Source organism: Pseudomonas sp. NPDC089554 (genome assembly GCF_050280645.1).
In the GTDB taxonomy this organism is placed as follows: domain Bacteria; phylum Pseudomonadota; class Gammaproteobacteria; order Pseudomonadales; family Pseudomonadaceae; genus Aquipseudomonas.
In genome coordinates this window covers 17,097-42,834 of the sequence record NZ_JBNNVR010000016.1, presented here as the reverse complement: position 1 = coordinate 42,834, position 25,738 = coordinate 17,097, and the positions used below count along the sequence as shown (strand labels likewise).

At 61.5% G+C, this 25,738-nt stretch carries 25 protein-coding genes; 9 read left to right on the top strand and 16 right to left on the bottom strand.

Features of this window, described 5'->3' with window-relative positions:
- Nucleotides 1-82 precede the first annotated feature (82 nt).
- The gene (locus ACQKPE_RS07590; protein ID WP_427664599.1) at nt 83-310 is read left to right on the top strand and encodes a YheU family protein; all 228 of its coding nucleotides are present in this window, start codon (nt 83-85) and stop codon (nt 308-310) included.
- 12 nt (nt 311-322) lie between these two features.
- Here ACQKPE_RS07590 and ACQKPE_RS07585 read toward each other — a convergent pair whose 3' ends face one another.
- Together ACQKPE_RS07585 and ACQKPE_RS07580 are read right to left on the bottom strand one after the other, a co-directional pair.
- Nucleotides 323-508: a carbon storage regulator gene (locus ACQKPE_RS07585; RefSeq protein ID WP_427664597.1), complete on the bottom strand. Its 186-nt coding sequence runs from the start codon at nt 506-508 to the stop codon at nt 323-325.
- Between the two features lie 152 nt (nt 509-660).
- A complete protein-coding gene (locus ACQKPE_RS07580) occupies nt 661-1,470 on the bottom strand; it encodes an SDR family oxidoreductase (RefSeq protein ID WP_427664595.1) in 810 nt (269 codons plus the stop codon).
- Between the two features lie 200 nt (nt 1,471-1,670).
- Here ACQKPE_RS07580 and ACQKPE_RS07575 point away from each other — a divergent pair, with 200 nt between their 5' ends.
- Nucleotides 1,671-1,823: a DUF3309 family protein gene (locus tag ACQKPE_RS07575; RefSeq protein WP_427664594.1), complete on the top strand. Its 153-nt coding sequence runs from the start codon at nt 1,671-1,673 to the stop codon at nt 1,821-1,823.
- A gap of 46 nt (nt 1,824-1,869) precedes the next feature.
- On the opposite strand, the gene ACQKPE_RS07570 is transcribed toward ACQKPE_RS07575, so the two are convergent.
- The 8 genes from ACQKPE_RS07570 to ACQKPE_RS07535 form a co-directional block, all read right to left on the bottom strand.
- Nucleotides 1,870-2,838, bottom strand: a complete 969-nt coding sequence (locus ACQKPE_RS07570; protein WP_427664592.1) for a response regulator — start codon at nt 2,836-2,838, stop codon at nt 1,870-1,872.
- A 40-nt stretch (nt 2,839-2,878) separates the two neighbouring features.
- Complete coding sequence (locus ACQKPE_RS07565; RefSeq protein ID WP_427664590.1) at nt 2,879-3,505, bottom strand: response regulator; 627 nt, start codon at nt 3,503-3,505, stop codon at nt 2,879-2,881.
- Between the two features lie 9 nt (nt 3,506-3,514).
- Nucleotides 3,515-4,246, bottom strand: a complete 732-nt coding sequence (locus tag ACQKPE_RS07560; protein WP_427664588.1) for a molecular chaperone — start codon at nt 4,244-4,246, stop codon at nt 3,515-3,517.
- Nucleotides 4,247-4,375: 129 nt separating this feature from the next.
- On the bottom strand, nt 4,376-5,575 hold the full coding sequence (locus tag ACQKPE_RS07555) for a hypothetical protein (protein WP_427664586.1): 1,200 nt from the start codon (nt 5,573-5,575) through the stop codon (nt 4,376-4,378).
- 65 nt (nt 5,576-5,640) lie between these two features.
- Nucleotides 5,641-8,142: a TcfC E-set like domain-containing protein gene (locus ACQKPE_RS07550; protein ID WP_427664584.1), complete on the bottom strand. Its 2,502-nt coding sequence runs from the start codon at nt 8,140-8,142 to the stop codon at nt 5,641-5,643.
- A gap of 93 nt (nt 8,143-8,235) precedes the next feature.
- Nucleotides 8,236-8,697 (bottom strand): CS1 type fimbrial major subunit, encoded by a 462-nt coding sequence (locus ACQKPE_RS07545; RefSeq protein WP_427664582.1) that lies wholly within the window; start codon nt 8,695-8,697, stop codon nt 8,236-8,238.
- 210 nt (nt 8,698-8,907) lie between these two features.
- Nucleotides 8,908-10,572 carry a cation acetate symporter gene (locus ACQKPE_RS07540; RefSeq protein WP_427664580.1) on the bottom strand — a complete coding sequence of 555 codons (1,665 nt, stop codon included), beginning with the start codon at nt 10,570-10,572 and terminating at the stop codon, nt 8,908-8,910.
- Entirely contained in the window at nt 10,569-10,880 is a 312-nt protein-coding gene (locus tag ACQKPE_RS07535) for a DUF485 domain-containing protein (protein WP_427664578.1), read from the bottom strand. Before ACQKPE_RS07535 ends, ACQKPE_RS07540 begins: the two co-directional genes overlap by 4 nt.
- 251 nt (nt 10,881-11,131) lie before the next feature.
- On the opposite strand from ACQKPE_RS07535, the gene msrA reads away from it, so the two are divergent.
- Nucleotides 11,132-11,800, top strand: a complete 669-nt coding sequence (msrA, locus tag ACQKPE_RS07530) for a peptide-methionine (S)-S-oxide reductase MsrA (protein ID WP_427664577.1) — start codon at nt 11,132-11,134, stop codon at nt 11,798-11,800.
- A 3-nt stretch (nt 11,801-11,803) separates the two neighbouring features.
- Nucleotides 11,804-12,427, top strand: a complete 624-nt coding sequence (locus ACQKPE_RS07525) for a glutathione S-transferase (protein ID WP_427664575.1) — start codon at nt 11,804-11,806, stop codon at nt 12,425-12,427.
- 46 nt (nt 12,428-12,473) lie between these two features.
- Here the strand turns inward: ACQKPE_RS07525 and ACQKPE_RS07520 are convergent, their stop codons facing one another.
- Entirely contained in the window at nt 12,474-12,977 is a 504-nt protein-coding gene (locus ACQKPE_RS07520; protein ID WP_427664574.1) for an ATP-dependent zinc protease family protein, read from the bottom strand.
- Between the two features lie 181 nt (nt 12,978-13,158).
- On the opposite strand from ACQKPE_RS07520, the gene ACQKPE_RS07515 reads away from it, so the two are divergent.
- The 5 genes from ACQKPE_RS07515 to ACQKPE_RS07495 all read left to right on the top strand — a co-directional run bounded on the left by ACQKPE_RS07515 (nt 13,159) and on the right by ACQKPE_RS07495 (nt 19,202).
- Nucleotides 13,159-14,061, top strand: a complete 903-nt coding sequence (locus ACQKPE_RS07515) for an acyltransferase (RefSeq protein WP_427664573.1) — start codon at nt 13,159-13,161, stop codon at nt 14,059-14,061.
- 120 nt (nt 14,062-14,181) lie between these two features.
- A complete protein-coding gene (locus ACQKPE_RS07510) occupies nt 14,182-15,045 on the top strand; it encodes an RHS repeat-associated core domain-containing protein (protein ID WP_427664571.1) in 864 nt (287 codons plus the stop codon).
- A 211-nt stretch (nt 15,046-15,256) separates the two neighbouring features.
- On the top strand, nt 15,257-16,924 hold the full coding sequence (locus tag ACQKPE_RS07505) for a S8 family serine peptidase (protein ID WP_427664569.1): 1,668 nt from the start codon (nt 15,257-15,259) through the stop codon (nt 16,922-16,924).
- 284 nt (nt 16,925-17,208) lie between these two features.
- Entirely contained in the window at nt 17,209-18,126 is a 918-nt protein-coding gene (locus ACQKPE_RS07500) for an RHS repeat-associated core domain-containing protein (RefSeq protein WP_427664567.1), read from the top strand.
- A gap of 137 nt (nt 18,127-18,263) precedes the next feature.
- A complete protein-coding gene (locus ACQKPE_RS07495) occupies nt 18,264-19,202 on the top strand; it encodes an RHS repeat-associated core domain-containing protein (RefSeq protein WP_427664566.1) in 939 nt (312 codons plus the stop codon).
- 66 nt (nt 19,203-19,268) lie between these two features.
- Here the strand turns inward: ACQKPE_RS07495 and fdhA are convergent, their stop codons facing one another.
- The 5 genes from fdhA to ACQKPE_RS07470 all read right to left on the bottom strand — a co-directional run bounded on the left by fdhA (nt 19,269) and on the right by ACQKPE_RS07470 (nt 25,737).
- The gene (gene fdhA, locus ACQKPE_RS07490) at nt 19,269-20,468 is read right to left on the bottom strand and encodes a formaldehyde dehydrogenase, glutathione-independent (RefSeq protein WP_427664565.1); all 1,200 of its coding nucleotides are present in this window, start codon (nt 20,466-20,468) and stop codon (nt 19,269-19,271) included.
- A 273-nt stretch (nt 20,469-20,741) separates the two neighbouring features.
- Nucleotides 20,742-21,599 (bottom strand): formyltetrahydrofolate deformylase, encoded by an 858-nt coding sequence (purU, locus tag ACQKPE_RS07485; RefSeq protein ID WP_427664563.1) that lies wholly within the window; start codon nt 21,597-21,599, stop codon nt 20,742-20,744.
- Between the two features lie 12 nt (nt 21,600-21,611).
- The gene (locus ACQKPE_RS07480) at nt 21,612-22,244 is read right to left on the bottom strand and encodes a sarcosine oxidase subunit gamma (RefSeq protein WP_427664562.1); all 633 of its coding nucleotides are present in this window, start codon (nt 22,242-22,244) and stop codon (nt 21,612-21,614) included.
- Between the two features lie 146 nt (nt 22,245-22,390).
- A complete protein-coding gene (locus ACQKPE_RS07475) occupies nt 22,391-25,408 on the bottom strand; it encodes a sarcosine oxidase subunit alpha (protein WP_427664561.1) in 3,018 nt (1,005 codons plus the stop codon).
- Complete coding sequence (locus ACQKPE_RS07470; protein WP_427664560.1) at nt 25,405-25,737, bottom strand: sarcosine oxidase subunit delta; 333 nt, start codon at nt 25,735-25,737, stop codon at nt 25,405-25,407. The genes ACQKPE_RS07475 and ACQKPE_RS07470 overlap by 4 nt, the downstream gene beginning before the upstream one ends.
- Nucleotide 25,738 lies beyond the last annotated feature (1 nt).

The window sequence follows — 25,738 nt, the reverse complement described above, 5'->3', positions numbered from 1 at the left end:
GAGCGGGCTTGCCCGCGAAGAGGCCAGCACAGTCTCCACCGATTCGCGTAGCATTAACCCAATCCCTCAAGACCCCGCCGCCATGCTGATTCCCTACGACCAATTGCAAGCCGAAACCCTGACCCGCCTGATCGAGGACTTCGTCACCCGCGACGGCACCGACAATGGCGACGACACGCCCCTGGAAACCCGGGTGCTGCGCGTACGCCAGGCGTTGGCCAAGGGCCAGGCGTTCATTCTGTTCGACCTGGACAGCCAGCAATGCCAACTGCTGGCCAAGCACGACGTGCCTCGGGAACTGCTCGACTGAACACAGCCCCGCTCATGCCGGGGTCTTGCGTCGCCCCTGGAGCTTGATTCGCTCGTGGATTTCCGAGCGGTGCACCGTCACCTTGCGCGGCGCACTGATGCCGAAACGCACGATGCCGCCCTGTACCTCGATCACCCTGATGCGAACATCGTCGCCGATGGTGATGACCTGCCCTATCTCACGCCCGATAACCAGCATGCTGCTTTCCTTTCGCTTGTACGGAAAAGGCGCAGACTCCTATGGTGTTATCGTCGGCACAACGCTTGGCCGGCAAAATAGACGCAGCCTACGCAGGCGGGTAATAAAGCCTACATACGCAGCCCTGCCACACCGCTAGAGGCCAGGCAAGATCAGGCGCCACGCGCCTTGGCGCGCATCTTCACAGCCATGGAGGTCATCTCGTCGTACAGCAACTGCGGCGCCTTGCACTTGAGCGCCCAGGCCTCACGCCCGGCCTCGTGGGGCAGAATCATGAACTCGCCCGCCGCCACCTTGGCGTGGATGTAGTCGGCGATGTCCGCGGCACTGATCGGCGAGCCTTCCAGCAGCTTGCCCACCTGCGCCTTCATGGCCGGGTTCGGCCCGCGGAACGAGTCCAGCAGGTTGGTCTGGAAGAACGATGGGCACACCACGTGCACTGCCACCTGCAATGGCCGCAGCTCCACCAGCAGGCTCTCCGACAGCGCCAATACCCCAGCCTTGGCGACGTTGTAGTTGCTCATCCCCGGCCCCTGCATCAACGCCGCCATCGAAGCGATGTTGATGATTCGCCCCTGGCTGCGCTCGAGCAGTGGCAGGAAGGCCTTGCAGCCCTTGACCACGCCCATCAGGTTGACCGCGATCTGCCAGTCCCAGTCCTCCAGCGACAGCTCGGCGAAGAAGCCACCCGACGCGACCCCGGCGTTGTTGACGATCACATCGATGCCGCCGAGCTTCTCCTCGCAGGCCTGGGCCAGCGCAGTCAGCTGGCTGTAGTCGCGCACATCGCAACGCTGTACGAACCCCTCGCCCCCCGCCTCACGCACCAACGCCAGCGTTTCACGCAGCCCCACATCGTTGACGTCAGCCAAAGCCAGGCGCCACCCCTCGCGGGCCCAGCGCAGGGCAATCTCGCGGCCCAGGCCGGAACCGGCCCCGGTGATCATCATTCGGTTGTGCATGGAGGCAAGCCTTGTTCGGTCGGGATGCCAGCAGTCTAGCCAAGCCGCAGGATGCGCTGGAGTGCTATCAGGCTGCTGAATGGGCGGGCATGAGTGGCCTACGCGCAACCGATGGAATCTTTGCCATCACTCATAGGTCGCAAGTGTAAGTGGCCGGCAGTTCCAGGCCTCTGACCTTCAACTACGCAAGGACTTCGCCCATGACCACGATCCTCATCATCATCCTGATCCTTATCCTGATCGGCGGTCTGCCGGTCTTCCCCCACTCGCGCAGCTGGGGCTATGGCCCGTCAGGCATCGTCGGGGTGGTGCTGGTGGTGCTGTTGATCCTGCTGCTGCTCGGCCACATATGACCCCAAGCGGCGCGGGCAGCCCCTGCCCCGCGCCGCCAGGGTGTGCTCAGGCGTCGCAACCGCTGCGGTAGCGACGCAGCCGCACCTCCAGGCGTAGCACGGCCAGGGTCAACAGTTGCAGGTCGAGCGCAATGTCGTCACTGACCCTGCTCGCAGCAGCGCAGCTGTCTTCCAGGCGTTGGCAGGCATCGACCACCCGCTGCGCGCGGATGATCCGCACCCCACCCTTGATCCGATGTGCCAGGGCCGCCAGGCCTGCCAAGTCCCCAATCAGCAAGCATTTACGCAGACGCCGCAGGTCGTTGCGGTTCACTTCCTGCAGGTCGCGCAGCAAACTGCAGACAGCCTGGGTGTCACCTGCCGCCAAGCGTTTCAGCTCACCGAGGTCGAAGTCGATACCCTCGTCGACCAGCGTGGCAGCCGAGTTCAACAAGCGTCGCAGTTGCACTATGGGTAGCGGGTTGTGCAGGCAATCATCCATGCCTGCCGCCAGGCAACGCATGCGCGTGCGCATCAGCTCACGCGCAGCCAGGCCAATCACCAGGCAAGGCGAAGCCTGCTGGCGTTGCTCGTGTTGGCGTACGGCACGGGCCAGTTGGTAGCCATTCATGGCAGGCATCTCACAATCACTGATGATCACATCGAAGGTTAATTTCATGCTCGCCCGCAGCGCCTGGGCGCCATCCTCGGCCAGCTCGACACAATGCCCCAGGCGCCGAAGTTGCAAACGCAACAGCAGCCGATTGGCAGGGTGGCCGCTGACCAGGAGCACATGCAGGCAGCGCTGGGCCGACACCGTCGGACACAGCTGGCGGCCACGGCACGGCGACAGGTGCGAACAGCCATTGGCGGCCTTGCGCTGGCGCCGGATACCAGCGATCAGCGCGCTGAGCGCACTGACCTGCTCAAGCAGCATGCGCTCACGCACCTTGCCCGCACGTAGCTGGCGCATGCCATACAGGGCCAGCGCCATCAGCGCCAAACCAGGCAGCAATGCCCAGGGCGGATGACGCAAGGCTGCGTCCAGCCACATCCCCAATAGGTCGCCCAAGGCCCTAGATCAGCCCATTGCGGCGGGCGATGTCGGCCAGGTCGATCAACGAGGCGACCTTGAGCTTCTCGATCAGGCGCGCCTTGTAGGTACTGATGGTCTTGTTGCTCAACAACATGGCATCGCCGATCGCCTTGTTGCTCATGCCCCGCGCCAGCTGCTGGAGAATCACCAGCTCACGGTCGCTCAAGCGGGCGATGCTCTGCGTCTCGTCGTCTTCCAGCTCGCGGCGGTTGACCGAACTGAGCGCGACCTCGGGGAAATAGGTGTAGCCCGACAGTACCGCCACCACCGCCTTGCTCAGGGCCAGCAGGTCGTCGGTCTTCGAGACGAAGCCCGAGGCACCGGCCTTCATGCAGCGCAACGAATAGCTTTCCGCCGCCTGCGAGGTCAGCACCAGGACCTTGGCCGGGCGCTCCATGCCCAGGATCCGACCGATCACCTCCAGCCCGTCGAGGCCGGGTATGAGCAGGTCGAGAATGACGATGTCGGGGCAGTGCTCGCGCGCCAGCCTGACGGCGTCGACACCGTTGTCGGCCTGGGCGACCACCTCGAGCTGGTCCTGGCGCAACTGCATGCACACGCTGGCACGGATGAAGGGGTGGTCATCGACGACCAGTACCTTTTGCATCACCTGCCCTCAACCGCCGATGGCCAGTTCGCGACGGTCGCGGCCCTCGATCAGTTCGAACTCGTAGGTCCAGCCCACCTGCCGCGGGAACTCGCGCACCCGCCCTGGCAGCAAGTGGTGCTTGGTGGTGGTTTCGCAGCGCTGGCCATCGCGGCTGCAATGGCGGAAGCGGTCGAGAATCACCGTGGCGTTGCCCTGGTTGCCCACCGACAGGCGCGTGGGCTGCTCATCGATCGGTGTGTGATAGCGCACTTCGGCGGGGCGCACGAACAGCAGCGTGCCATAGCCGGCCAGCAGGTTGACGCCGGCCTTGAGGCCGTCGCGGTACTGCTCGGCCTCGGCGTCGCTCAGGTTGAAACCGTCCTGGGCCTCCGGCAGCACCGGTACGAAGCGCAAGCGGAAATAACGCTCGCTGTCACGCCCGCCGCGATACAGCAGGCGCACGGTCTGCATGCCATTGGCCGGCACGATCAGCCGCGCCGGGCTAGCCACCACCCCACGCTCGGCCATCGGCAAGCTCTCCTGGTCGATTTCACGGGGCGTGCCATCGCGGGCGTAGACCAACTCGGCCACGCTGACCTTGACGAACGCCGTGGTGTCGCCACCATTGCGCACACGCTTGAGCAAGGTACTCTTGCCGCCGTCGAGGTAGTCGTACAGCGCCCCGACATTGATCTCGGGCGCTGCCAGTGCAGAACAGGGCAGCAACAGCAGGGCGACGGTCATCCAGCGTGCGAACATTTCAAGCCTCCAGCGAGAAAAAGAGAGGGTGATATCAAAGTGATATTATTGGTCGATAGCGAAATGGAAAAAGCCAAACCTGTTGCAGGAAGGCTCCTGTAGGCCGGTAGGAAACATCCGAAGACCAAGTCACATCTCCGCATCGAACACCACCGTCACGTCCCCTCGGTAGGTGCTGCCCGGGTGGTCGAGCATGCCCTTCACATGTTCACGCTCGACCTCGAAATTCAGCTGTCCCGAGCGGTTGAACACAGTAGCGACTGCCTCGAACGATAACGCCGCAGCGCGTCCGGTGGGCAAGGCCAGCTTGCGTACCTCCTTGCCTTCCTGGCGAATGCCCCCCGGCATGCTCACCCCCACACTGACCGGCACCTCGTGGTTGGCGGCATTGCGAATACCGCAGCGATCACCCACCGGGTACTGGCACAGCTTGTAGGCCTTGAACGGCCCGCTGGACCAGATCTGGAACAACAGGTCGCGGTACAGCTTCTGCAGCGCCTGCCCGCGTGACAGCCAACCGCTCCAGCCGCCCGGGGGTTCGAGCACCGCGCGCTCCGAGCCAGGTGGGAAGTCGATGACGAAGGCGTGTTGCACATCCAGCTCGAAGTTCAGCGTCAAGCTGTTGTTGTCCAGGCCCTGGACACCATTGCCGAAGTCGAAGTCCATACCCGGGCCGACGCTGTAGGTCGCACTGCCATGGTAGATGCCCGGCTTCATGGCCAGCGGCGACGGCATGTTCAGCTTGTATGAGACGGCCATTTCGGTCACCGGGGTGGTGAAGGTCTCGCCACGCTTCGCTTCGGTGCCGTTGGAGTAACAGGGCTGTGGCTGAGCGGGATTGCGCACGCTCCACAGGTACATGGTCCAGCCCTGTTCGGTCCAGTAGGTGACTTGGTAGGCACAACCACCCGAGGGGTAGCGCGTGAATACCGGGTTCTTGTAGCTGGGCTCTTGGACTTTCTGACTTACCCCCAGGATCTCGAAGGTGATCGGGTAGGTATCGCGGGTCAGCGGATTGGTGACCTGCAACGTGCGCCGTCCCGGCAGCTTGACGTAGAACTGGTCGCGCGCATCGGGTGCATAGGCGATCGATGTCTTCAGGTAATTCAGCGGCAGCCCCACTGTCTGCACGCCAGCACAGTGCGTGGGCCAGTAGCCGCAGAACCCGGCCTGTCGCGTGGTGTTCTCGAAGCGCCCGCTGGCTTCGCCGCGGTATTTGGCGGTGAAGGTCACCTCGGCCGCCGTGGCCTCGGGCAACGCCGCCCGGCCGAGCAACAATGCCAGCAGCCAAGGTGACAGACGCAGGCGACGTGGGTGTACAGCCAGCATGGATGTAGTCCTCATGATTTCGGTGTGACCCGGCTCCAGGCCCAGGGTTGCTGTGCGCTGTGCCATCAGCTGTCTGCACCTGTGCCGCCGTCGATGGCATTGGCCAGACCCTTCGGTACGCAGCGCAGGTCACCGGCCATCAGCACGTTGTCTTCGCGTGGCAAACCCGCCGGGTCGAGCTTCAACAGACAGGCAGAAGCACCGGCACTGCGGATTTCCAGGGTCGGGGTGGATTCGCTCATCTCCACCGCGAAATGCCCATCCACCTCGCTGACCCCACGGCTGGCGTGGTTGATCACGTGCGCCCCCCGCATCGGCTGGCCCTTGGCATCGAGCAGACGCCCCAGCACCGTCACGGTGCGCAGCACGTGCAACTGGCGGTATTCCACGCCCCCACGGTTCAGGTGATAGTCGACGCTCGAAGGCTGGATCACCGCTGCCGTGTGTTCGCCATCGTCGAAGTCGAACTGCACGTGGCCGGACTTGAACGCCGTCACCGGGATGATGTTGCGCCCCGGGTGAAGGCGCGCACTGCTGCCCTGGTGGTCGTCGGCGCGCAGGCGCAGTTCGGGCAGGTCGGTGTCGACATCGACGATCAGCCCCGCCTCGTGGGGCAGGTACTGGCCGCTCATGGCCAGCTTGCCGCCCCCCACGGCCACGGTGCTTTCCAGGTTGATGCCGCCACTGAGCTTGCCGTTGTAGGAAGACTGCTGGGCATAGGCGTCGCCATACAGCCGCTGGTTCTCGAAGTTGACGTGTCCGGCCAAGCCAGCGCCGTAGCGGTCCACCGTGGTGGTGGCGGTGACCGTGCGCAGGGCGCCGAGGTCGACGTCCTGCTGGTAGGAAACCGACGCGTTCTGGTCTCGCCCGCCATCGCGCGCAGTGCGGCTGCCGATGCTTGCCGACAGGCGCTTGCCAGGCTGGCCGAGGCTCATGCTCAGGCTGAGGTTCACGCCCCGGCTGCGCTGCTCATCGGTAGCGCGGGTACCCGGGCGGTCGAACAACGACAGGCGCCAGGTGGCATCGGAGCCACCGAGCTTGCCGAAATACGACCAGCCCAGGTCGTAGGCCATGCCGCTGGACTCACCACTGCTGCGCGTCACCCGGGCAGTGGCGGTGTGACGTGCATCGAGGCGCTGGTTCAGCGACACCGAGGTCTGGCTGTTCTGCTGGCGGATCGGCCCACTGTCGAGGTCGCGTGCAGACTCGATCCACGAACGGTTGTGGCTGAGCACCAGCGAGCCGAGGTCGTGGCTGAAGATGCCCTGCAAGTCGTAGCCGGTGCCATGGCCTTGGGTCTGGAACAGGTTTGTGTACAGCGAGATACGGTCGCGCGGCGTCCAGTCCAGCGAGGTGCTGTACTGCATGCGCTCGTCGATGCGCTGGCTCGCCAGGCCCAGCACTGCCCGGGGGTGCAGCAGGTAGTTGGCCATCACCCCGCCACTGAGGCTCGCGTCGTGGTCGTCTTCCCAGTTGTTGAACAGGCTTTCCTGGCGCCCCAGGTACAGGTTGTAGCGCCAGCGCGAGTCGGAAGAGCGCCAGTTGGTGGGCTTGTAGATGAACTCTTGGGTGCGCGAAGTCACCTGGCCATCCTCGACCAGGCGCACCTCGACTTCATAGATGCCACCGGGCAGCACCCGAGTGTCGAGGGTCTGCAGGCCGGGCTGTACCGGCTGGCTGTTGATCAGCACGCCATTGCGGTAGATCTCCACCACCCCTGGGCGGTCGGGGGTGACGTAGATCGGCGTGGCACTGGGTGAGGTAGTGTCGATGGCCAGGCTGTCGCTGCTGCCGAACATCAGGCCCAGGGTTGTGTCCGGGCTGCTGCCGAACAAGCGTGGTTGGCGTACCAGGCCTTGTGCGCCTGGAGTGAAATAGCCCAGGCGATAGAAATGGTTCTCGTGCAGCCGTTCGCTGTACAGCTGGTCGAGACGGTAACGGGTGCCTTGTTCGCTGTCGCTGCCACGGTCGAGCTGGCCGTCGGCAACGCCGGTCCAGTTGCCCAGGCTGGTCTGGCCTTGCAAGGCGTAGCGGCCACTGGTTTGCTGGCCATCGCCCACCAGGTTGAGCTGGTTGCGCAGCAGCAGCCCATGGCTGCCATGCTCCGGCAGGCGGTGATAACGGGCGGCATCGCCACTGGCTTCAGCCTGGTCGGTCAACAACGACAACTGCGAGTTGACCAGGCTGTAGTGCAGCGCGCGCAGGCCATCGACGCAGTCACTTTGGCAGTTGCCCAGCGGTCGGCCATCGGCCAGGCGCTCTTGCCAACGGCGACGCAGGCTTTCAGGCTCCTGGCTGTCCTGGGTTTCGGTGAACTCGAGCAGTTGCACTCGCTGGTCACGCGACAGCACCACCATCGCATCGCCCAGGTAGCGGCCATCGAGGTCGACCCGCACCGCCAGCGGCACATCGAAGAAGTGCCCCTCGAACTCGCGCGGCAGGCCCTCTGTCTGTACCAGCCCTGGCACTGCAGGCCTGGAGGTGTCCGCCCACGCAGGCAAAGGGGCGAGCAACGCGCCCGCGGCAAACAGGCCGCGCAACGTCACGCTGAAGGAATACTTGATCATTTTTAGTATGCAGGCAGGCCCCTCCTTCACCGCCGAGGCGAACCTCGGGGCGAAGGACAGGTAGAGCGGATGGGAGTACGAAACGCCGAACGCTTATGGGTTGGTTTCGAACATCATGCTGACCAGGCCTTGGTAGTTGCCCGGAACGTAGCCGGTGGAGGGTGCAGCCTGGGCGGCGATCTCGAAACCGATGACCGCGCCTGGGCCTGCCAGTGCACCCGAGACGACTTCAGCGGAGGTGGTAGTCAGAACTTCGTTGGCGACCTTGACGTCCAGGCCGCTGGTGATGGTGGCAGGCGACAGCATGTAGGCCGCGATCGGGCCCACGGTGCTCTTGACCTGAAGCTGCTTGCGGATCGGCTGCAGCTCGCTGCGGAACGAATTCCATTGCAGCTCCTGCGGGTCATTCATCCAGTTGCCGCCTACCGGCTCAACATAGAATGCGTCGGTCGGTACCTGGGCCGTGACCTGAACTTGCTTTTCGATGGGGTCAGCGGCATGGGCGGCGGTAGCGGTGAACAATGCCAGGGGAAGGGCCATGAAAAGACGTTTCACGAATAGATCTCCTTGAAAGGGGTGTGCTTCAACTGCGTTATTGCAGTTGGCAAGGCGAATTATTCGCGCTGCGGCTGAACCCTTGAGTAAGACCGTTCCCAGTGGGCGTGAGAAATTTCCCAAGGCCTGCAAAGTGCCACTACCGAAGAATGACGACCAGAAACGAAAACGCCCCGGCAAGCCGGGGCGTCGTTCATGCAAAGCCAGGTATCAGTGGGAAACTGCGCCGCTCGAGCCCAGGCCGGTTTGCGAACGCACGAACTGCGGGAAGAACAGTGCGCGCTCTTCGTCGGCAGCCTTGGACTTGTCGGTGACCGAGAAGAACCAGATACCCACGAAGGCGATCAGCATCGAGAACAGTGCTGGGTACTCGTACGGGTAGATGGCTTTCTCGTGGCCGAGGATCTGCACCCAAATGGTTGGGCCGAGGATCATCAGGCTCACCGCACTGACCAGGCCCATCCATCCGCCGATCATCGCGCCACGGGTGGTCAGCTTCTTCCAGTACATCGAAAGCAGCAGCACCGGGAAGTTGCAGCTGGCAGCGATGGAGAACGCCAGGCCTACCATGAACGCAATGTTCTGCTTCTCGAACAGGATACCCAGGCCGATCGCCAGCACCGCCAGGGCGATGGTGGTGATCTTCGACACGCGAATCTCGTCCTTGTCGTTGGCCTTGCCCTTGCGCCAGACGCTGGCGTACAGGTCATGGGACACCGCCGAGGCACCGGCCAGGGTCAGGCCCGCAACCACCGCCAGGATGGTAGCGAAGGCCACTGCCGAGATGAAGCCGAGGAAGATACTGCCGCCCACGGCATCGGCCAGGTGCACCGCCGCCATGTTGTTGCCGCCCAGCAGGGCGCCGGCGGCGTCCTTGAAGGCTGGGTTGGTGCTGACCAGCAGGATCGCGCCGAAGCCGATGATGAAGGTCAGGATGTAGAAGTAGCCGATGAAACCGGTGGCGTAGAACACGCTCTTGCGGGCTTCCTTGGCGTCGCTGACGGTGAAGAAGCGCATCAGGATGTGCGGCAGGCCGGCGGTACCGAACATCAGCGCCAAGCCCAGGGAGAACGCCGAGATCGGGTCCTTGACCAGGCCGCCCGGGCTCATGATCGCCTCACCCTTGGCATGTACCTTGATCGCCTCGGAGAACAGCGTGTTGAAGTCGAAGCCCACGTGCTTCATCACCATCAGTGCCATGAAGCTGGCACCAGACAGCAGCATGACCGCCTTGATGATCTGTACCCAGGTGGTCGCCAGCATGCCGCCGAACAGCACATAGGCGCACATCAGGATACCCACCAGGATCACCGCGACGTGGTAGTCCAGGCCGAACAGCAGTTCGATCAGCTTGCCCGCGCCGACCATCTGCGCGATCAGGTAGAAGGCCACCACCACCAAGGAGCCTGAGGCCGACAGGGTGCGGATTTCCTTCTGGCCCAGGCGGTACGAGGCCACGTCGGCGAAGGTGTACTTGCCCAGGTTGCGCAGGCGCTCGGCGATCAGGAAGAGGATGATCGGCCAGCCGACCAAAAAGCCGATCGAGTAGATCAGGCCGTCGTAGCCGGAGGTGAACACCAGGGCGGAAATACCCAGGAAGGACGCTGCCGACATGTAGTCACCGGCAATCGCCAGGCCGTTCTGGAAGCCGGTGATACGCCCGCCCGCTGCGTAGTAGTCGGAGGCCGAGTTGTTGCGTTTGGACGCCCAGTAGGTAATGCCCAGGGTGAACAGCACGAAGGCCAGGAACATGAGGATGGCCGACATGTTCAAAGGTTGTTTCTGCACCGCGCCGCTGATTGCATCGGCTGCCCACACAGCGGGTGTGAATACACCGCAGGCGAGGACGGCCAAGGTTTTGGCGTGACGAATCATTGCTGCGCCTCCTTCAGGATCGCTTTGTTCAGCTCATCGAACTCGCCATTGGCGCGGCGCACGTAGATGCCGGTGAGCACGAATGCCGAGAGGATCAGGCCAACGCCCATGGGGATACCCCAGGTGATGGACGAGTCGGGGCTGATCTTGCTGCCCAGCAGCTGTGGGCCATAGGCGATGAGGAGGATGAAGGCGCAGTAGAGGCCGAGCATGATCGCCGAGAGGATCCAGGCGAAGCGCTCCCGCTTGGTGACCAGCTCTTTGAAGCGCGGACTTTCTTGTATTGATCGGTAGATGCTGTCGTTCATTGTTTTTGTCCTAGCAGCAACACAGTAATGGGTGAACCCGCCCTTACTTTATGCTGCCGGTGAACGCCAACCAGACGACCTTAGTCTTAGATGCAAGACTGTTTTACCGATTGAGTAACAAAACGAACGGCCAGTGCGCCTGGTTCGCGGGCAAGCCCGCTCCTACAGATTCAGCACAAATCCTGTAGGAGCGGGCTTGCCCGCGAAGAGGCCCGCAACCTACCCCACAGAAAAGACACAGAGGAACCACCATGGTCCTGCGTTCTGAAATCCTGGTGAACAAAAACGTCATGCCCACCGCGGAGCAAGCCCTGCCTGGCCGCGAAACCCCGATGGCCCTGCCCGAATTCCACTACGTGTTCGAAGGCACCCCATTGCTCGGCCCGTTCTTCGAGGGCAGCATCGACTTCGCCATCTTCGGCCTGGGTTGCTTCTGGGGCGCCGAGCGTCGCTTCTGGCAGCGTGAAGGCGTGGTCAGCACCGTGGTCGGCTATGCCGGCGGCTTCACCCCGAACCCGACCTACGAGGAAGTCTGCTCGGGCCTGACCGGCCACACCGAGGTGGTGCTGGTGGTGTTCGACAAGGACAAGGTCAGCTACCGCGAGCTGCTGGCAATGTTCTGGGAACTGCACAACCCCACCCAAGGCATGCGCCAGGGTAACGACATCGGCACCCAGTACCGCTCGGCCATCTACTGCACCAGCCCCGAACAGCTGGAGCAGGCCAAGGCCAGCCAAGAGGCGTTCCAGGCCGAACTGGACAAGGCCGGCTTCGGCCAGATCACCACCGAGATCGAGCAGGCGCCTACCGTCTACTTCGCCGAGGCCTACCACCAGCAGTACCTGGCCAAGAACCCGCAGGGCTACTGCGGCATTGGCGGTACCGGTGTCTGCCTGCCTCCGAGCCTGCAAGGTAACTGAGCCATGGCGACGATGACGCTGTTCCACTCGCCGCTGTCGCCATTCGTGCGCAAGGTCATGGTGGTGTTGCACGAGACCGGGCAACTCGAGCGCGTCACCCTGAAAAGCGTGAACGTCAGCCCGGTGAGCGGCGACGACCAGCTCAACCAGAGCAACCCGATCGGCAAGCTCCCTGCCCTGCGCCTGGACGACGGCACGGTGTTGCACGACAGCAGGGTGATCTGCGAATACCTCGACCACCAGCATGTCGGCAGCCCGCTGCTGCCGCGCGAAGGCTCGGCGCGCTGGCGTCGACTGACGTTGGCGTCGCAGGCCGATGCGATTCTTGATGCGGCGGTTTCCAGCCGCTACGAAAGCTTCCTGCGCCCAGAGGACAAACGCTGGGACGGCTGGCTGGATGCGCAGTCGCAGAAGATCCGCCGCAGCCTGGCCGACCTGGAACAGCAGCACCTCGCTGAACTCGCCTCGGTCTTCGACCTGGCGGCGATCGGCGTAGCCTGCGCCCTGAGCTACCTGGACTTGCGCCAGCCTGAGTTCGGCTGGCGTGAGCAGCAGCCCGGGTTGGCTGCCTGGTATGCCGAGGTGAGCCAGCGGCCGTCGATGGTCGCCACTGCCCCGGCCGTCTGAGCTATCGCTATCGCGGGGCAAGCCCGCGATAGTGCCGTAACGGCAATCAGCAGTCCGGCTTGTCCGCCGTGTAACGCTTGGCAGGGTTCACCGCAGCCTTGAACTCACGCAGGGCCTTGGCACCGATCAGCAGCGGGTAGTTGAAGTTGCTGCGGTCGGTCAGGTTCACCTCCACCGTGCGCTTCACCTCCCCCAGGCACAGCTGCAACTCGACCACCGGGCGCCGCGCCGCCTCGGCTGGCTCCTCGTCTTCGTCGTCATCGCCGCTGCGGGCCTTGATCTTGCTGATGCGCGCCACCTTGTGCTCGTAGACCTTGCCGTTGGAGTCCTTGGTCGCCAGGCGGAAGCGCACCCAGTCCTCGCCATCGCGGGTGAAGGTCTCGATATCCTTGGCCGACAGCGAGGCGGTCAACGCACCGGTGTCCATCTTGGCCTTCAGGGTTTCGCCGAACTCCGGCAGCTTGATGTACTCGTAACGGCCATAGAGCGTCGGGTCGGCGGCCATCGCCGGCAATGCCAGCAGCGACAGGAGGGCGAGCAGAGGTTTCACGGGCAGTATTCCTTGAGATGGGACAGTGCTTAGACTGCGTCGGCAGGATAGGTTCGTTGTCACAGGTTATCCAACACAATGTGAAACATTTGTACCGCCCACTGGGCACGGGACGTTTGGCGTAGGACGCTGCCCTGCTTATCATTGCCACCTGCCAAATTCACACAACAAGAGTCTCTTTATGCGTCGCCTGCTGACCGGCATTCTTACCACCCTGCTGCTACTGCTAAACACCTTGGTGATCATCGGCCCGCTGCTGGTCTTCGCCCTGCTCAAGCTGGTACTGCCAGGCCGGGGCCGTGACTATGCGTCGGCGGCGGTGATGTGGCTGGCCGAAACCTGGTCGGAAATCGACAAGGCGATCTTCGCCCTGTGCATCCCCACCCAATGGGATATCCGCGGCATCGAGAACCTGCGCAAAAGCACCTCCTACCTGTGCGTAAGCAACCACCAGAGCTGGGTCGACATTCCCGCTTTGATCGAAGCCCTCAACCGCCAGGTGCCGTTCTTCAAATTCTTCCTCAAGAAAGAGTTGATCTGGGTGCCGCTGCTGGGCCTGGCCTGGTGGGCGCTGGACTACCCGTTCATGAAGCGCTACAGCAAGGCCTTCCTGGAAAAACACCCGGAACTCAAGGGTAAGGATTTGGAAATCACCAAGGCCGCCTGCGAACTGTTCAAGCGCCAGCCGGTAACCGTGGTCAACTACCTCGAAGGCACTCGTTTCACCGAAGCCAAGCGCCAGGCCCAGCAGTCACCCTACCGCCACCTGCTCAAGCCCAAGGCCGGCGGTGTGGCCTTCGTGCTGGGCGCGCTGGGCGAGCAGCTCGATGCGCTGCTCGACGTCACCATCGTCTACCCCGGCAACCAGGCGCCGGGCTTCTGGGCCCTGCTCAATGGCAGCATCAGCCGGGTCATCATCGATATTCGCGTGCGTGAGCTGGACCCGGCGCTGTGCTCGGGCGACTACGAGAACGACCCGGCGTTTCGCCAGACCGTGCAGGCCTGGGTGAACCAGCTGTGGGAAGAGAAAGACCAGCGCATCGAAGACTTGCGCAACGAGGCGAACCACGGTCGCGCTGTGTAGCCCGACTGAACGCACCACCTCTGCGCTCTACCAGTTGTGGCCCGGCTGCCGCAGCGTTACATGTGACAGGCAATCGCCTGCACTGACGCAGCGGCGCGAGTCACGACATGGAGAGACGCAATGCAACCCACTCAACTGTTCTATCAAGGCGAAAAACTGGCAGGGGCGCTGCAAGGCCAGCACTTTCAACGCACCTTGCACGCGAGTTTGCCGCTTGCCCAGCACCGGGCGGGCGAGCCTGCCCAACTACTGGCCACCGAAACTGCGGGCAGCGTGATGCGGGTTGTTGCACCCGCTCATGATGCGGTGAACGTATTCAGCGCCTACGGTCATGCTGCGGCCCGCGCGCAGCCAGTTGCTTACCCGATGTTCAATGGTGAACGCCTGGACGAGACGTTCGGCGGGTACTTGCTGGGTAACGGGCACCGCGGCTATCGACCTGACCTGATGCGCTTCGTTAGCCCCGATCGGTTGAGCCCGTTTGGCGCTGGGGGCACTAATGCCTATGCCTATTGTGGAGGGGAGCCGGTGAACCACTCCGATCCTTCAGGGAAGAGCTCTTTCAGTATCATAAAATCAAGAGCAGAGGTTGCTCGGATCAAAGTGGCTAGGAAACTTTCATCGAGCAATCGGGCGACCAACACCGGCGACCAAGTTGACGCGCCACTGGTACGATCAGATTATTACAAGATAGAGAGTTACGAAAAAGAGACACGCGCTCTAACGAGTTTAAATGGCGCACTAGAAGAAGAGCACATAAGAATAATGAGAAAACCAAATCACCTCACCGACAAAAATCTAAGAAAACTGAAAAACCTGAGAGACGAGAAAAAACACAACACCGAACGAATCGAATCTATCGCAGAAAAAATCAAAAACTTAGAACCCAAAAAAATTCAACGCACACACAATAGACCGAAAAACAATATCCACCAAGACTTAAAACCAGAAGAAAATCGTATCACCCCGATGAGACTGCGTTAGCCTAGAGACTGATATAGCCCTCCCTCAGCAAACGCAACTGACAATTCTATCAGTTGCGTTGAGCCTCCACCGCCTTACACTGCCTGACACACTCCGAATCAAAGCTCAGATCACTCTGATTGAGCACTATCAGCCTCTGATAATTAAGCTCGCCCTGATTTCGTGCCAAACGCAAGAAAACCTTGCTCCCCAGACAATATCCGGAGGCAGTATGTCATTCCATTTCGAAGTATTTAGAAGCTTTCAGTTTGATGGTGAACTTCACGCACGCGTCACCTCTTCCTCTGCCAACGATGTCGCCGTCATCACGTACAACGCCGTCTGCTCCGAAGGAAATAACCACAGCGTCAGCGGCAACGTGAATGAGGCCGTGGTATTCGAGGACCTGCCCCCCGCAGATTACCGGGTGAGCGCCGAAATCTCGTTCACCACGGGTAAACAGGCTGTCACCCTCGAGAAGACCCTTTCTGTTCATCCTGAGGAGAAAACCCGCACATTGCGCGCTGCGTTGGCGAATCACCCCACTCTGAACCAATTGGCAGGCCGCCTTCCCACGATCAACAACAGCAGCAAAGCCTCCTTGAAAGGCCACCTGTCGCTGGGCACCGCATCTCGCCACACCCTGTGTGTCATGTTCGAGGAAAACGGTCTGGAGAAACTTAACCTGAACATGCCGCCCGAAGTGGGTCGCCTCTTCGCCCAAGACACCCCTCCCGCCTTCGCGCCTGTGGTGAGGAAAAGGGAGGCGCTGCTTGCCAGGAAAGGCCGGGGCAAAGTGCTGCAACGCTTTCTCAATCTGTACTACCTGGATTCAAAGCTGCAAGGACAAAACCTCCTGCAACTGGCCACTGCATTGGAGAAAATCGACTACATCGAGTATTGCGCACTGATGCCCTCGGCTACTGCCGACGACGCAGAAGGGGCAGAGGTCGGGGAAACCAACATCTTGGGTACGCAGACCCCTGACTTCGAGCCCCTGCAACTGCATCTGAACGCGCCGTCTGCCGAGATGAAGGGCCTGAACATCCGCAAAGCCTGGGAAAAAGCCCGTGGCCGGGGGATGTCCCTCCACGTTCCAGAAAGCAACGGTGTCTATCCGGAACATGAGGACCTGATGGGCCAAATGACCGTGGTAACCGCTTATCCAGACCACTTCGCCACCTCTCACGCCGACGCCGTTACCGCCTTGATCGTCGCCGCCGACAATCAAAAGGGTGTAACCGGCATCGCCTGCGAAGCCCACGCCTACACTTACACGACATACTTCGACTATTACGAAATACTGACCATCGGCGACATCCTCGAGCATTACAACCCTACCGATATGGTTTCCATGAGCTTCTCCCGTGATGGCTTCATGCTCCTGCATCAGAAACCGTGGTGGGACTTCGCCAATACGCTGAAGGCAGCAGGAGGTATGGTATTCATTGCATCCGGCAACAATGGCAAGGATATTCTCAACGATCCAGGCTTCGCCGACTGGGGTGACTCCGGCGGTATCGCAATTGGCTCCTGCCACAACACCACAGGCCGCCGCTACGACACGTCTTCGTACAACTTCCACCGCATGCTCAATGCCTGGGGCACCAAGGCCGTGGTAACCGCAGGGTTCGGCGATCTGTTCAAAAACCAGGAGAACCCCAGCCAGAACTACACAGCGACCTTTGGCCAGAGTTCATGCGCCACGCCAATGACTGCCGCGTCTTGCGCGCTGGTCCAGTCCTTCGTTAAAGAGCGTTTCAATATCTTCCTCGACGCCAAAGAAATGTATGACCTGGTGTCTGCATCGGGCCATGCCGACGCAGAGGGTGAGCAGATCGGCATCCGGCCGGATGCCTATGAGGCGATGAGCATTCTGGAAACGCTTCTGGCGCGTTGATCGCAGCGTTGTCACGCCTGCGGTGAAACAGCGGCGAGTGAAATTGGGATGGGTTTATTGGCTCCACTGCGAATTCGGCTTATCGAGTCGAATCGGCAAAAGTACTTATAAAATAAATCCGTCCCTCTTTCCGTCTTCCCCTTTTCGCGCCCGATTTCCGAACCACTCGCCAGCCTCCGATCTCTTATGCCAGTAGCCGCATGTATAAAGCATCGCAATACTGATGTGACTGTTTTTCACAGTAGATACTCACCAATTGCAGAGATATTGAGGTAGTTCATCCAATGAACAGACAACTCGGCACTAGCCAATATTTTTATCGAGCAGGGCGTTTCGCGACAGAGCGACGTGGTGGGCACGCGCGCGCTGTGTTCAGCAGTACTGAATACCTTCTGGCCGAGCGACACAGTGACCGGCTAAATACTCAAAGCCTGCTGGCCGTTGACCGTAATTCATCGGTACTCGCCCGTGACATAAGTCAAGGATCCGCTGCCTATCGATATACACCGTATGGCCACTCGCCCGAGACTACCGGTGCGCTCAACTTATTGGCATTCAATGGCCAACGACAGGATCGCCCGACCCGTTTCTACCTGCTTGGCGATGGCCATCGCGGCTACAGCCCAGCGTTATTCCGTTTTCTATCAGCCGATAGCCTGAGCCCATTCGATGCGGGCGGCATCAATGCCTATGCATACTGTGGCGGTGATCCTATAAACCGTGTGGACCCCTCGGGCCAAAACTGGATCAGTAGCCTATTTAAAGGTATTGGCAATCTGTTCGGAAGGACCAAAAGTCGTAACCGCGTCACTTTAAAGAGCGCAGACAACACCCTTGATCGCCTAGCAGCAAAGGTACCTACCATTAGACCCCACTATGCCGACAGAGGACGAAGAGATGATTATTTCTTCCACGGTCAACTCCGCACCGTAGCAGCACAACGCGAATCTAAGCGCGACGCAATATTTGGCCCAAGCCGTAGAAGCCAAAAAATCCAAACAAGCATCTTAGAGGAAAAATTAAAACTTGCCTCCATTGAAGATAGGATAAAAATTCAATACAGCGACATTAATTACTTGGAGAAATCAGACCCCTCGCACAGACCCCGCCACCAATACGAACAAATAGAGCGACTACAAGATAAAGCATCAAAAACTCGAAGCCGCATACGAGAGCATAATAACCAACTCGACGCCTATTAACTCTAACCCAATCTGGCCCATCACCGACCACAGAACAATGGGGACAGGTTTATTTTCCTGTCATTTCTACCAGTAGTGGAGTGCGTCATTCCTGGCCACCATCACACTCAATCTCTCACAGCAAACAGGAGCAAGATATGAAGCGTCAGGCAAACACAACGCAGTTCTTCTACCAAGGCGGTAAGCTCACTACCGTGCGCGGGCCAGAGCAACAGCGCAGTATCTTCCGTCATTCCGACATCCCGTTGGCCGAACAGGCCAGTACAGACGCTGGCGGCAATGGTTTGCTGGCCACGGATGACAAAGGCTCCGTTCTCACTGTTCAGGGTGATGATGAAGAGAAAGATGAACACCATGCTTTTTCGGCATACGGCCATAATTTGACAACAGGTTCCGGTAAAACTCGAATCGGCTTCAATGGCGAACCTATTGACCTAAGCACAGGGTGTTACTTGCTTGGGAACGGCTATCGTGCCTACACAACACGGACGGGGCGTTTTCAATCGCCCGATAGCCTCAGTCCGTTTGATCGGGGCGGTATCAACGCCTACGCCTACTGCGCAAATGACCCTGTCAATGCCATCGATCCCACTGGCCGCTACCGCGTCGTCGTTGAACAGTTCAGGCAGATCAAGCGACAACCCGTGACCATCGTCACCCGCCTCACCACCGGAATAAGCGTCCGAGTCACGAAGGAGGGCGTGAGGCAGAGAAAAAGCCAGTACCACACCGAGACCTCGCCCCCGAAAACGCACTATCAGCATGAAGTCAGCACACTGCATATCAAGAGGATCGGCACGGGTGAATCCTCTAAATTGAGAGTGGTAAAAGAACAGCATCTGCCGACATACAGGGAGAACGGCTATGCGCTGAAGTACCTCAAAGCCGAGGTACCTCGGCCATTTACCGAGGCCACAGCCAGCATAATCGCATTACTCGAAAGCCATCAAAAATCCTTCCTGAGAGACGGCGCGGAATTATTCAACCAAGCAATGGATCCGCAAAACCTGACCACCTATATTCGAGGTGTTCCAAGAATCACAGAAGGATCCAGCCAGACAAGGCCACCGAGTTGAAAGCCCCCACGCAGAAAAGCGCCGCGCACGATCGTGCGCAGCGCCGACTCACCGGGTGACAGAATCTCAAGCCGCGCTAAACGTCTTATGTGGATCGATCACAAACTTCTTCGGCACGCCCGCATCGAACTCACCATAGCCTTCTGGCGCCTGATCCAGGCTGATCACCTGCACCCCCACCACCTCGGCGATGTTGATGCGGTCCCACATGATCGCCTGCATCAGCGCACGGTTGTACTTCATCACCGGGGTTTGCCCGGTGTGGAAGCTGTGCGACTTGGCCCAGCCCAGACCGAAGCGAATGCTCAGGGCGCCAATCTTGGCAGCAGCATCTACCGCACCCGGGTCTTCGGTCACGTACAGGCCAGGAATACCGATCTTGCCGGCCACGCGGGTGACCTGCATCAGCGAGTTCAGTACGGTAGCCGGCGCTTCATGCTTGGCACCTTCATGACCGTGGCCACGCGCCTCGAAGCCTACGGCATCGACAGCACAATCCACTTCCGGCTCACCGAGAATGTCGGCGATCTGCTCGTGCAGCGGGGTGTCCTTGGACAGGTCGACCACCTCGAAGCCCTGGGACTTGGCGTGGGCTAGGCGGGCCGGGTTGAGGTCGCCGACGATCACCACCGCAGCGCCCAGCAGGCGAGCCGAAGCGGCGGCAGCCAGGCCAACCGGGCCTGCGCCCGCCACATAAACGGTGCTGCCTGGGCCAACGCCGGCAGTGACCGCGCCGTGGTAGCCGGTAGGCAGGATGTCGGATAGGCAGGTGAGGTCACGGATCTTCTCCATGGCCTTGTCATGATTTGGCAGTTTCAGCAGGTTGAAGTCGGCATACGGCACCAGCACGTATTCGGCCTGGCCACCGGTCCAGTCGCCCATGTCGACATAACCGTAGGCACCCCCAGCGCGGGCCGGGTTGACGGTCAGGCATACGCCAGTGTGCATTTCCTTGCAGGAGCGGCAGCGTCCGCAAGCAACGTTGAAGGGCACCGAGACCAGGTCGCCGATTTGCAGATGTTCCACGTCACGGCCCTTCTCGATCACCTCGCCGGTGATCTCGTGGCCCAGCACCAGGCCGACCTGCGCCGTGGTGCGGCCGCGCACCATGTGCTGGTCGGAGCCGCAGATATTGGTGGAAACCACCTTGAGGATCACCGCGTGCTCGATCTTCTTGCCGCGTGGGTCCTGCATCTTGGGGTAGTCGATCTTCTGTACTTCGACCTTGCCAGCGCCGAGATACACCACTCCACGATTACCAGACATGCTCTTACCTCGCTTGATTTGTAGTTATGCAGCGTTGGTTGAAGCGCCGCCGTCCATGGGCGGCATGTGTTACTGGAATGCAGGGAATTGTGGGCGCGATGGGAGAAGGTGCGGTGACTGGATGCGACAGGGGGTTGTCTGTTTGCGGCGCGAAAACCTGGGGCCGCTTCGCGACACAAGGCCGCTCCCACAGATGCGTCACAGCCCTGGAGGCGTGCGCTACATCTGTGGGAGCGGCCTTGTGTCGCGATGGGCTGCAAAGCAGCCCCAATGTCAAAGCACTACAGTACGATTGGCGTTCAAGAACACCCGCCGCTCGATGTGATACCCCACCGCTCGCGCCAAGGTCAGGCATTCGATATCCCGCCCCTTGGCGATCAAGTCCTCGGGGTAATGACTGTGGTCTACCACCTCAACGCCCTGGGCGATGATCGGCCCTTCGTCCAGGTCGTTGTTGATGTAATGCGCGGTAGCACCAACCATCTTCACGCCCTTGTTGTAGGCCTGGTGGTAAGGCTTGGCGCCCTTGAACCCTGGCAACAACGAGTGGTGAATGTTGATCGCCCAACCATCGAGCCTGCGGCACAGCTCAGGCGACAACACCTGCATGTAGCGGGCGAGAATCACCAGCTGCGCGCCAGTCTGCTCGATCACGTCCAGCACCTTGCGCTCCTGGGCCGGCTTGTCGTTCGGGTCCAGGGCGAAGTGGTAGTAGGGAATCTTGTGCCAATGCGCCAGAGGTTCGAGGTCGGGGTGGTTGGACACCACCGCCACCACGTCCATCGACAACTGGCCGATACGCTGGCGATACAGCAAATCGTTCAGGCAGTGGTCGGCCTTGCTGACCATGATCACCACCTTGGGCCGATGGTTCGGCGCGGTCAGCTCGAAGGCCATGCCGAACGCTTCGCTACGTTCGGCGAAGCCTGAACGGAAGGCGTCTTCATCGAAGCCGTCCGGGGCGCGGAACTCCACGCGAATGAAGAAGCGCCCCGACAGCCGGTCATCGAAGGAGTGGTGCTCGGTGACGTAGCAGCGCTGCTCGTAGAGGTGACGCGTAACCACATCGACCGTGCCGAGCATGCTCGGGCAGTCGGCGGTGAGAATCCAGGTATCCGGTGCCCGACTCATGTGCTGCGCTCCTTATGCCTCGATGGCCAGGCCGTACTCGGCCGACGCGTCCTGCAACCACAGCCACCAGTAGTCGGAGAAGCTGCGGCGAATCACCAACTCCCAGGTGTCTTCGGCGGTGCGGCGAATCACCAGTTGCGACTTGGCGAACACGGTGCCGACGGCCTTGCCGACCGGGAAGTTGTTCGGGTGTACATCGTAGCTGGTGGATTTCATCAGCACGTCGCGCACGTTCGGGCCGCGCAGCTCGAGCAGGGTTTGCCCGCCGCTGACGTTGACCACCTGCACGTGCTGGCCATCGAGGGCGTCGCGCAGTTTCTGCTCGGTGGCGAACTCCTGGCCTGCCGGGACGATCAGCAGCCACTCGTCCGGGCCTACCCATTGCAGCGACATCTCGCTGTTGGCGACCACGGTCAGGGCCACCGGCAGTTCCAGGCCCAGGGCCTTGTGCACGGCGCCAGCGAAGGCCTGGTCGTGGCCGTTGCCACGCAGGGTCAGGTGGCCGAGGAATTTCTTCTCGCGCAGGGTCACGCCTGCGTTGTTGCGGCCCTTGCCGACCAGGCTGGCCAGGTCGGCGTGGTGCAGGGGCGACTGGGCCTTGGCATCGCTGCCGGGGTTTTGCTGGAAGACGTTGATAGCGCTCATTTCTTACCTGCCTTGAATTCTTGTGCGAAGCGACCCGAGGCCCTGTAGGAGCGGGCTTGCCCGCGAAGAGGGCGGTGAATGCAACATCGCATTCGTGGTGGTGCGGCATCCCGACAAGCCCGCTCCTACAGGGATATGCGTAGTCTTCAGACGTTCTGCCGCTCACCCTTCGGATCGAAGAACACCGAAGACACGATTTCCGCCTCGATCACGCTGCCATCGGCCTGGGGCGAATACACCCGCTCGCCCAGGCGCTTGAGGCCGCCCTTGACCACGCCCATGGCGAACGAATAGCCCAGGGAGTTGGCCGCGTAGCTGGAGGTGACATGGCCGACCATGTCCATCGGGATAGGCTGTTTCGGGTCGAACACCAGTTGGGCGCCTTCGGGCAGCCACACGTTCGGGTCCACAGGCTTGAGGCCTACCAGCTGCTTGCGGTTCTCGCGGGTGGTGTCCTCGCGGTTCATGCCGCGCAGGCCGATCCACGAATACGGCTTGTTGCGGCCTACGCACCAGCTCATGTTGAGGTCGTCCGGGGTCATCGAGCCGTCGGTGTCCTGGCCGACGATGATGAAGCCCTTCTCGGCGCGCAGTACGTGCATGGTCTCGGTGCCATACGGGGTCAGGTTGTACTGCTTGCCCGCCTCGATGATCTGCTCGAGCACGCCCATGGCGTAGTTGGCCTGCACGTTGACTTCGTACGACAGCTCGCCGGTGAACGAGATACGGAACACCCGCGCTGGTACGCCACCGACATTGCCTTCCTTCCAGCTCATGAACGGGAAGGCGTCCTTGTCCAGGTCGATGTCGCTGATTTGCTCCAGCAGCTTGCGGCTGTTGGGGCCGGACAGGGTCATGGTCGCCCAGTGGTCGGTGACCGTGGTGAAGTACACCTTCAGCTCCGGCCATTCGGTCTGGTGGTACAGCTCCAGCCATTGCAGCACGCGGGCTGCACCGCCGGTGGTGGTGGTCATGATGAAGTGGTTGTCGCCGACGCAGGCGGTCACGCCGTCGTCGAAGACCATGCCGTCTTCCTTGCACATCAGGCCGTAGCGGGCCTTGCCCACGTCGAGCTTGGTCCAGGCGTTGGTGTACACGCGGTTGAGGAATTCCCGCGCATCCGCGCCCTGGATGTCAATCTTGCCCAGGGTCGAGGCGTCGAGCAGGCCAACGCTGTCGCGCACGGCCTTGCACTCGCGGGCCACGGCGGCGTGAATGTCTTCACCGGCCTTGGGGAAGTACCAGGGGCGCTTCCACTGGCCGACGTCCTCGAACTCGGCGCCATTCTTCACGTGCCAGGCATGCAGGGCGGTGAAACGCACCGGCTCGAACAGGTGGCCACAGTGACGCCCCGCTACCGCGCCGAAGGTGACCGGCGTGTAGTTGGGGCGGAACATGGTGGTGCCCATTTCCGGAATGCCTATCCCGAGCGAACGGGCGGCGATGGCCAGGCCGTTGATGTTGCCCAGCTTGCCCTGGTCGGTACCGAAGCCCAGGGCGGTGTAGCGTTTTACGTGCTCGACAGACTCGAAGCCTTCGCGGGTGGCCAGTTCGATGGCGGCGGCGGTGACGTCGTTCTGCTGGTCGACGAACTGCTTCGGCGCGCGGGCAGTGCCTTTGTCATGGGGCACCTGGAACAGCGCCACGGTAGCCTCTTCCTTGCGCTGCACGGTTTTCGGCAGGCTGCCGGTGGTGGCCTTGAAGCCGGCCTCGGTGGCAGCACGCACGCCACCTTCGAAACCGTCGGCCAATGCATCGCCGAGGGCATAGACGCCGTTCACGCCCCCCACGCACACGCGCTTCTGCGGCGCGTCGCCGGGCACGAAGCCGAGAATGTCTTCACGCCACACAGGACGACCGCCCAGGTGCGAGGCCAGGTGCACCACCGGGCTGTAGCCACCGGAAGTAGCGATCAGGTCGCAGTCGAGCGTTTCGCCAGGGCTGGTGACCTTGTGCGCCTGTACATCGATGGCGGCCACGCGGGCGCCGGTGACGTGCTTGCTACCCTTGGCCTCGATCACCGCACTGGAGGTGAGAATACGAATGCCCTTGGCGCGCGCCTCTTCCACCAGCGAACCGCGTGGGTTGTGGCGGGCATCGGCGATGGCGACCACCTGCAAGCCTGCATCGTGCCAGTCGAGCGCTGCACGGTAGGCGTGGTCGTTGTTGGTCGACAGCACCAGCTTGCGGCCCGGCGCCACGCCGTAGCGACGCACATAGGTCGATACCGCACCGGCCAGCATGTTGCCCGGCAGGTCGTTGTTGCCGTACACCAGCGGGCGCTCGTGGGCGCCAGCCGCCAGCACCACGCGCTTGGCGCGGACACGGTGCACACGCTGGCGCACCTGGCCGATGGGTGCGCGGTCGCCGAGGTGGTCGGTAAGACGCTCATGGATGGTGAGGAAGTTGTGGTCGTGGTAGCCGTTGACCGTGGCGCGCGGCAGCAGGGTCACTTCCGGCAGGGCCTGAAGTTCAGCCAGGGTCGCGCTGACCCAGTCGGCGGCAGGCTTGCCATCGAGGGTTTCGCGGCTGTCGAGCAGCGTGCCACCGAACTCTTCCTGCTCGTCGGCCAGGATCACCCGCGCACCGCTACGGCCAGCGGCCAGCGCGGCGGCCAGGCCAGCAGGGCCACCACCGACGATCAGCACGTCGCAGTGCTGGTTCATGTAGTCGTAGCTGTCCGGGTCGTTCTGCAACGGCGCACGGCCCAGGCCTGCGGCCTTGCGGATGTACTTCTCGTAGGTCATCCAGAACGACTTGGGGTACATGAACGTCTTGTAGTAGAACCCCGGCGGCATCATGCTGCCGCCGACCTTGCCAATGATGCCCATGACGTCGTTGTTGACGTTCGGCCAGCCGTTGGTGCTGCTGGCCACCAGGCCTGCATACAGCGCTTGCTGGGTGGCACGCACGTTGGGAATCTGCGTGGCTTCGCTGGCGCCGATCTGCAAGATGGCGTTCGGCTCTTCGGTACCGGCGGCGATGATGCCGCGCGGACGCGAGTACTTGAAGCTGCGCCCGACGATGTCCACGCCATTGGCCAGCAGCGCGGCGGCCAGGGTGTCGCCGGCATAGCCCTGGTAGGTCTTGCCGTTGAAGGTGAAGTTCAGCACCTTGCTGCGGTCGATGCGACCGCCGCTGGCGAGGCGATAGCTCTGGCTCATACTTTTTCCCCTTGGCCCTTGGCGGTCGCGGCGGCGGTGGTCTTGCCCGCGGCAGTCACTTGAGGCTTCTCGCCGATCTTGTAGGTTTCCAGGATTTCGTAGGTCACCGTGTCCCGGGTGACGTTGAAGTACTGGCGACAACCGGCGACGTGGTCCCACAGCTCGTGGTGGATGCCACGCGGGTTGTCGCGGAAGAACATGTAGGTGCCCCACTCCTCGTCGGAGCAGGCGTTCGGGTCCAGCGGGCGGGCGATGTGCGCCTGGCCCGAGGAATGGAATTCTTCTTCGGAGCGCAGCTCGCCGCAGTGGGGACAGAAAATGTGCAACATG

Bases quoted from the DNA above. Each gene is read 5' to 3' on its own strand.
- ACQKPE_RS07590 (WP_427664599.1), top strand. From the start codon at position 83: ATGCTGATTCCCTACGACCAATTGCAAGCCGAAACCCTGACCCGCCTG.
- ACQKPE_RS07585 (WP_427664597.1), bottom strand. From the start codon at position 508: ATGCTGGTTATCGGGCGTGAGATAGGGCAGGTCATCACCATCGGCGAC.
- ACQKPE_RS07580 (WP_427664595.1), bottom strand. From the start codon at position 1,470: ATGCACAACCGAATGATGATCACCGGGGCCGGTTCCGGCCTGGGCCGC.
- ACQKPE_RS07575 (WP_427664594.1), top strand. From the start codon at position 1,671: ATGACCACGATCCTCATCATCATCCTGATCCTTATCCTGATCGGCGGT.
- ACQKPE_RS07565 (WP_427664590.1), bottom strand. From the start codon at position 3,505: ATGCAAAAGGTACTGGTCGTCGATGACCACCCCTTCATCCGTGCCAGC.
- ACQKPE_RS07560 (WP_427664588.1), bottom strand. From the start codon at position 4,246: ATGTTCGCACGCTGGATGACCGTCGCCCTGCTGTTGCTGCCCTGTTCT.
- ACQKPE_RS07555 (WP_427664586.1), bottom strand. From the start codon at position 5,575: ATGCTGGCTGTACACCCACGTCGCCTGCGTCTGTCACCTTGGCTGCTG.
- ACQKPE_RS07550 (WP_427664584.1), bottom strand. From the start codon at position 8,142: ATGATCAAGTATTCCTTCAGCGTGACGTTGCGCGGCCTGTTTGCCGCG.
- ACQKPE_RS07540 (WP_427664580.1), bottom strand. From the start codon at position 10,572: ATGATTCGTCACGCCAAAACCTTGGCCGTCCTCGCCTGCGGTGTATTC.
- ACQKPE_RS07535 (WP_427664578.1), bottom strand. From the start codon at position 10,880: ATGAACGACAGCATCTACCGATCAATACAAGAAAGTCCGCGCTTCAAA.
- msrA (WP_427664577.1), top strand. From the start codon at position 11,132: ATGGTCCTGCGTTCTGAAATCCTGGTGAACAAAAACGTCATGCCCACC.
- ACQKPE_RS07525 (WP_427664575.1), top strand. From the start codon at position 11,804: ATGGCGACGATGACGCTGTTCCACTCGCCGCTGTCGCCATTCGTGCGC.
- ACQKPE_RS07515 (WP_427664573.1), top strand. From the start codon at position 13,159: ATGCGTCGCCTGCTGACCGGCATTCTTACCACCCTGCTGCTACTGCTA.
- ACQKPE_RS07510 (WP_427664571.1), top strand. From the start codon at position 14,182: ATGCAACCCACTCAACTGTTCTATCAAGGCGAAAAACTGGCAGGGGCG.
- ACQKPE_RS07505 (WP_427664569.1), top strand. From the start codon at position 15,257: ATGTCATTCCATTTCGAAGTATTTAGAAGCTTTCAGTTTGATGGTGAA.
- ACQKPE_RS07500 (WP_427664567.1), top strand. From the start codon at position 17,209: ATGAACAGACAACTCGGCACTAGCCAATATTTTTATCGAGCAGGGCGT.
- ACQKPE_RS07495 (WP_427664566.1), top strand. From the start codon at position 18,264: ATGAAGCGTCAGGCAAACACAACGCAGTTCTTCTACCAAGGCGGTAAG.
- fdhA (WP_427664565.1), bottom strand. From the start codon at position 20,468: ATGTCTGGTAATCGTGGAGTGGTGTATCTCGGCGCTGGCAAGGTCGAA.
- purU (WP_427664563.1), bottom strand. From the start codon at position 21,599: ATGAGTCGGGCACCGGATACCTGGATTCTCACCGCCGACTGCCCGAGC.
- ACQKPE_RS07480 (WP_427664562.1), bottom strand. From the start codon at position 22,244: ATGAGCGCTATCAACGTCTTCCAGCAAAACCCCGGCAGCGATGCCAAG.
- ACQKPE_RS07475 (WP_427664561.1), bottom strand. From the start codon at position 25,408: ATGAGCCAGAGCTATCGCCTCGCCAGCGGCGGTCGCATCGACCGCAGC.
- ACQKPE_RS07470 (WP_427664560.1), bottom strand. From the start codon at position 25,737: ATGTTGCACATTTTCTGTCCCCACTGCGGCGAGCTGCGCTCCGAAGAA.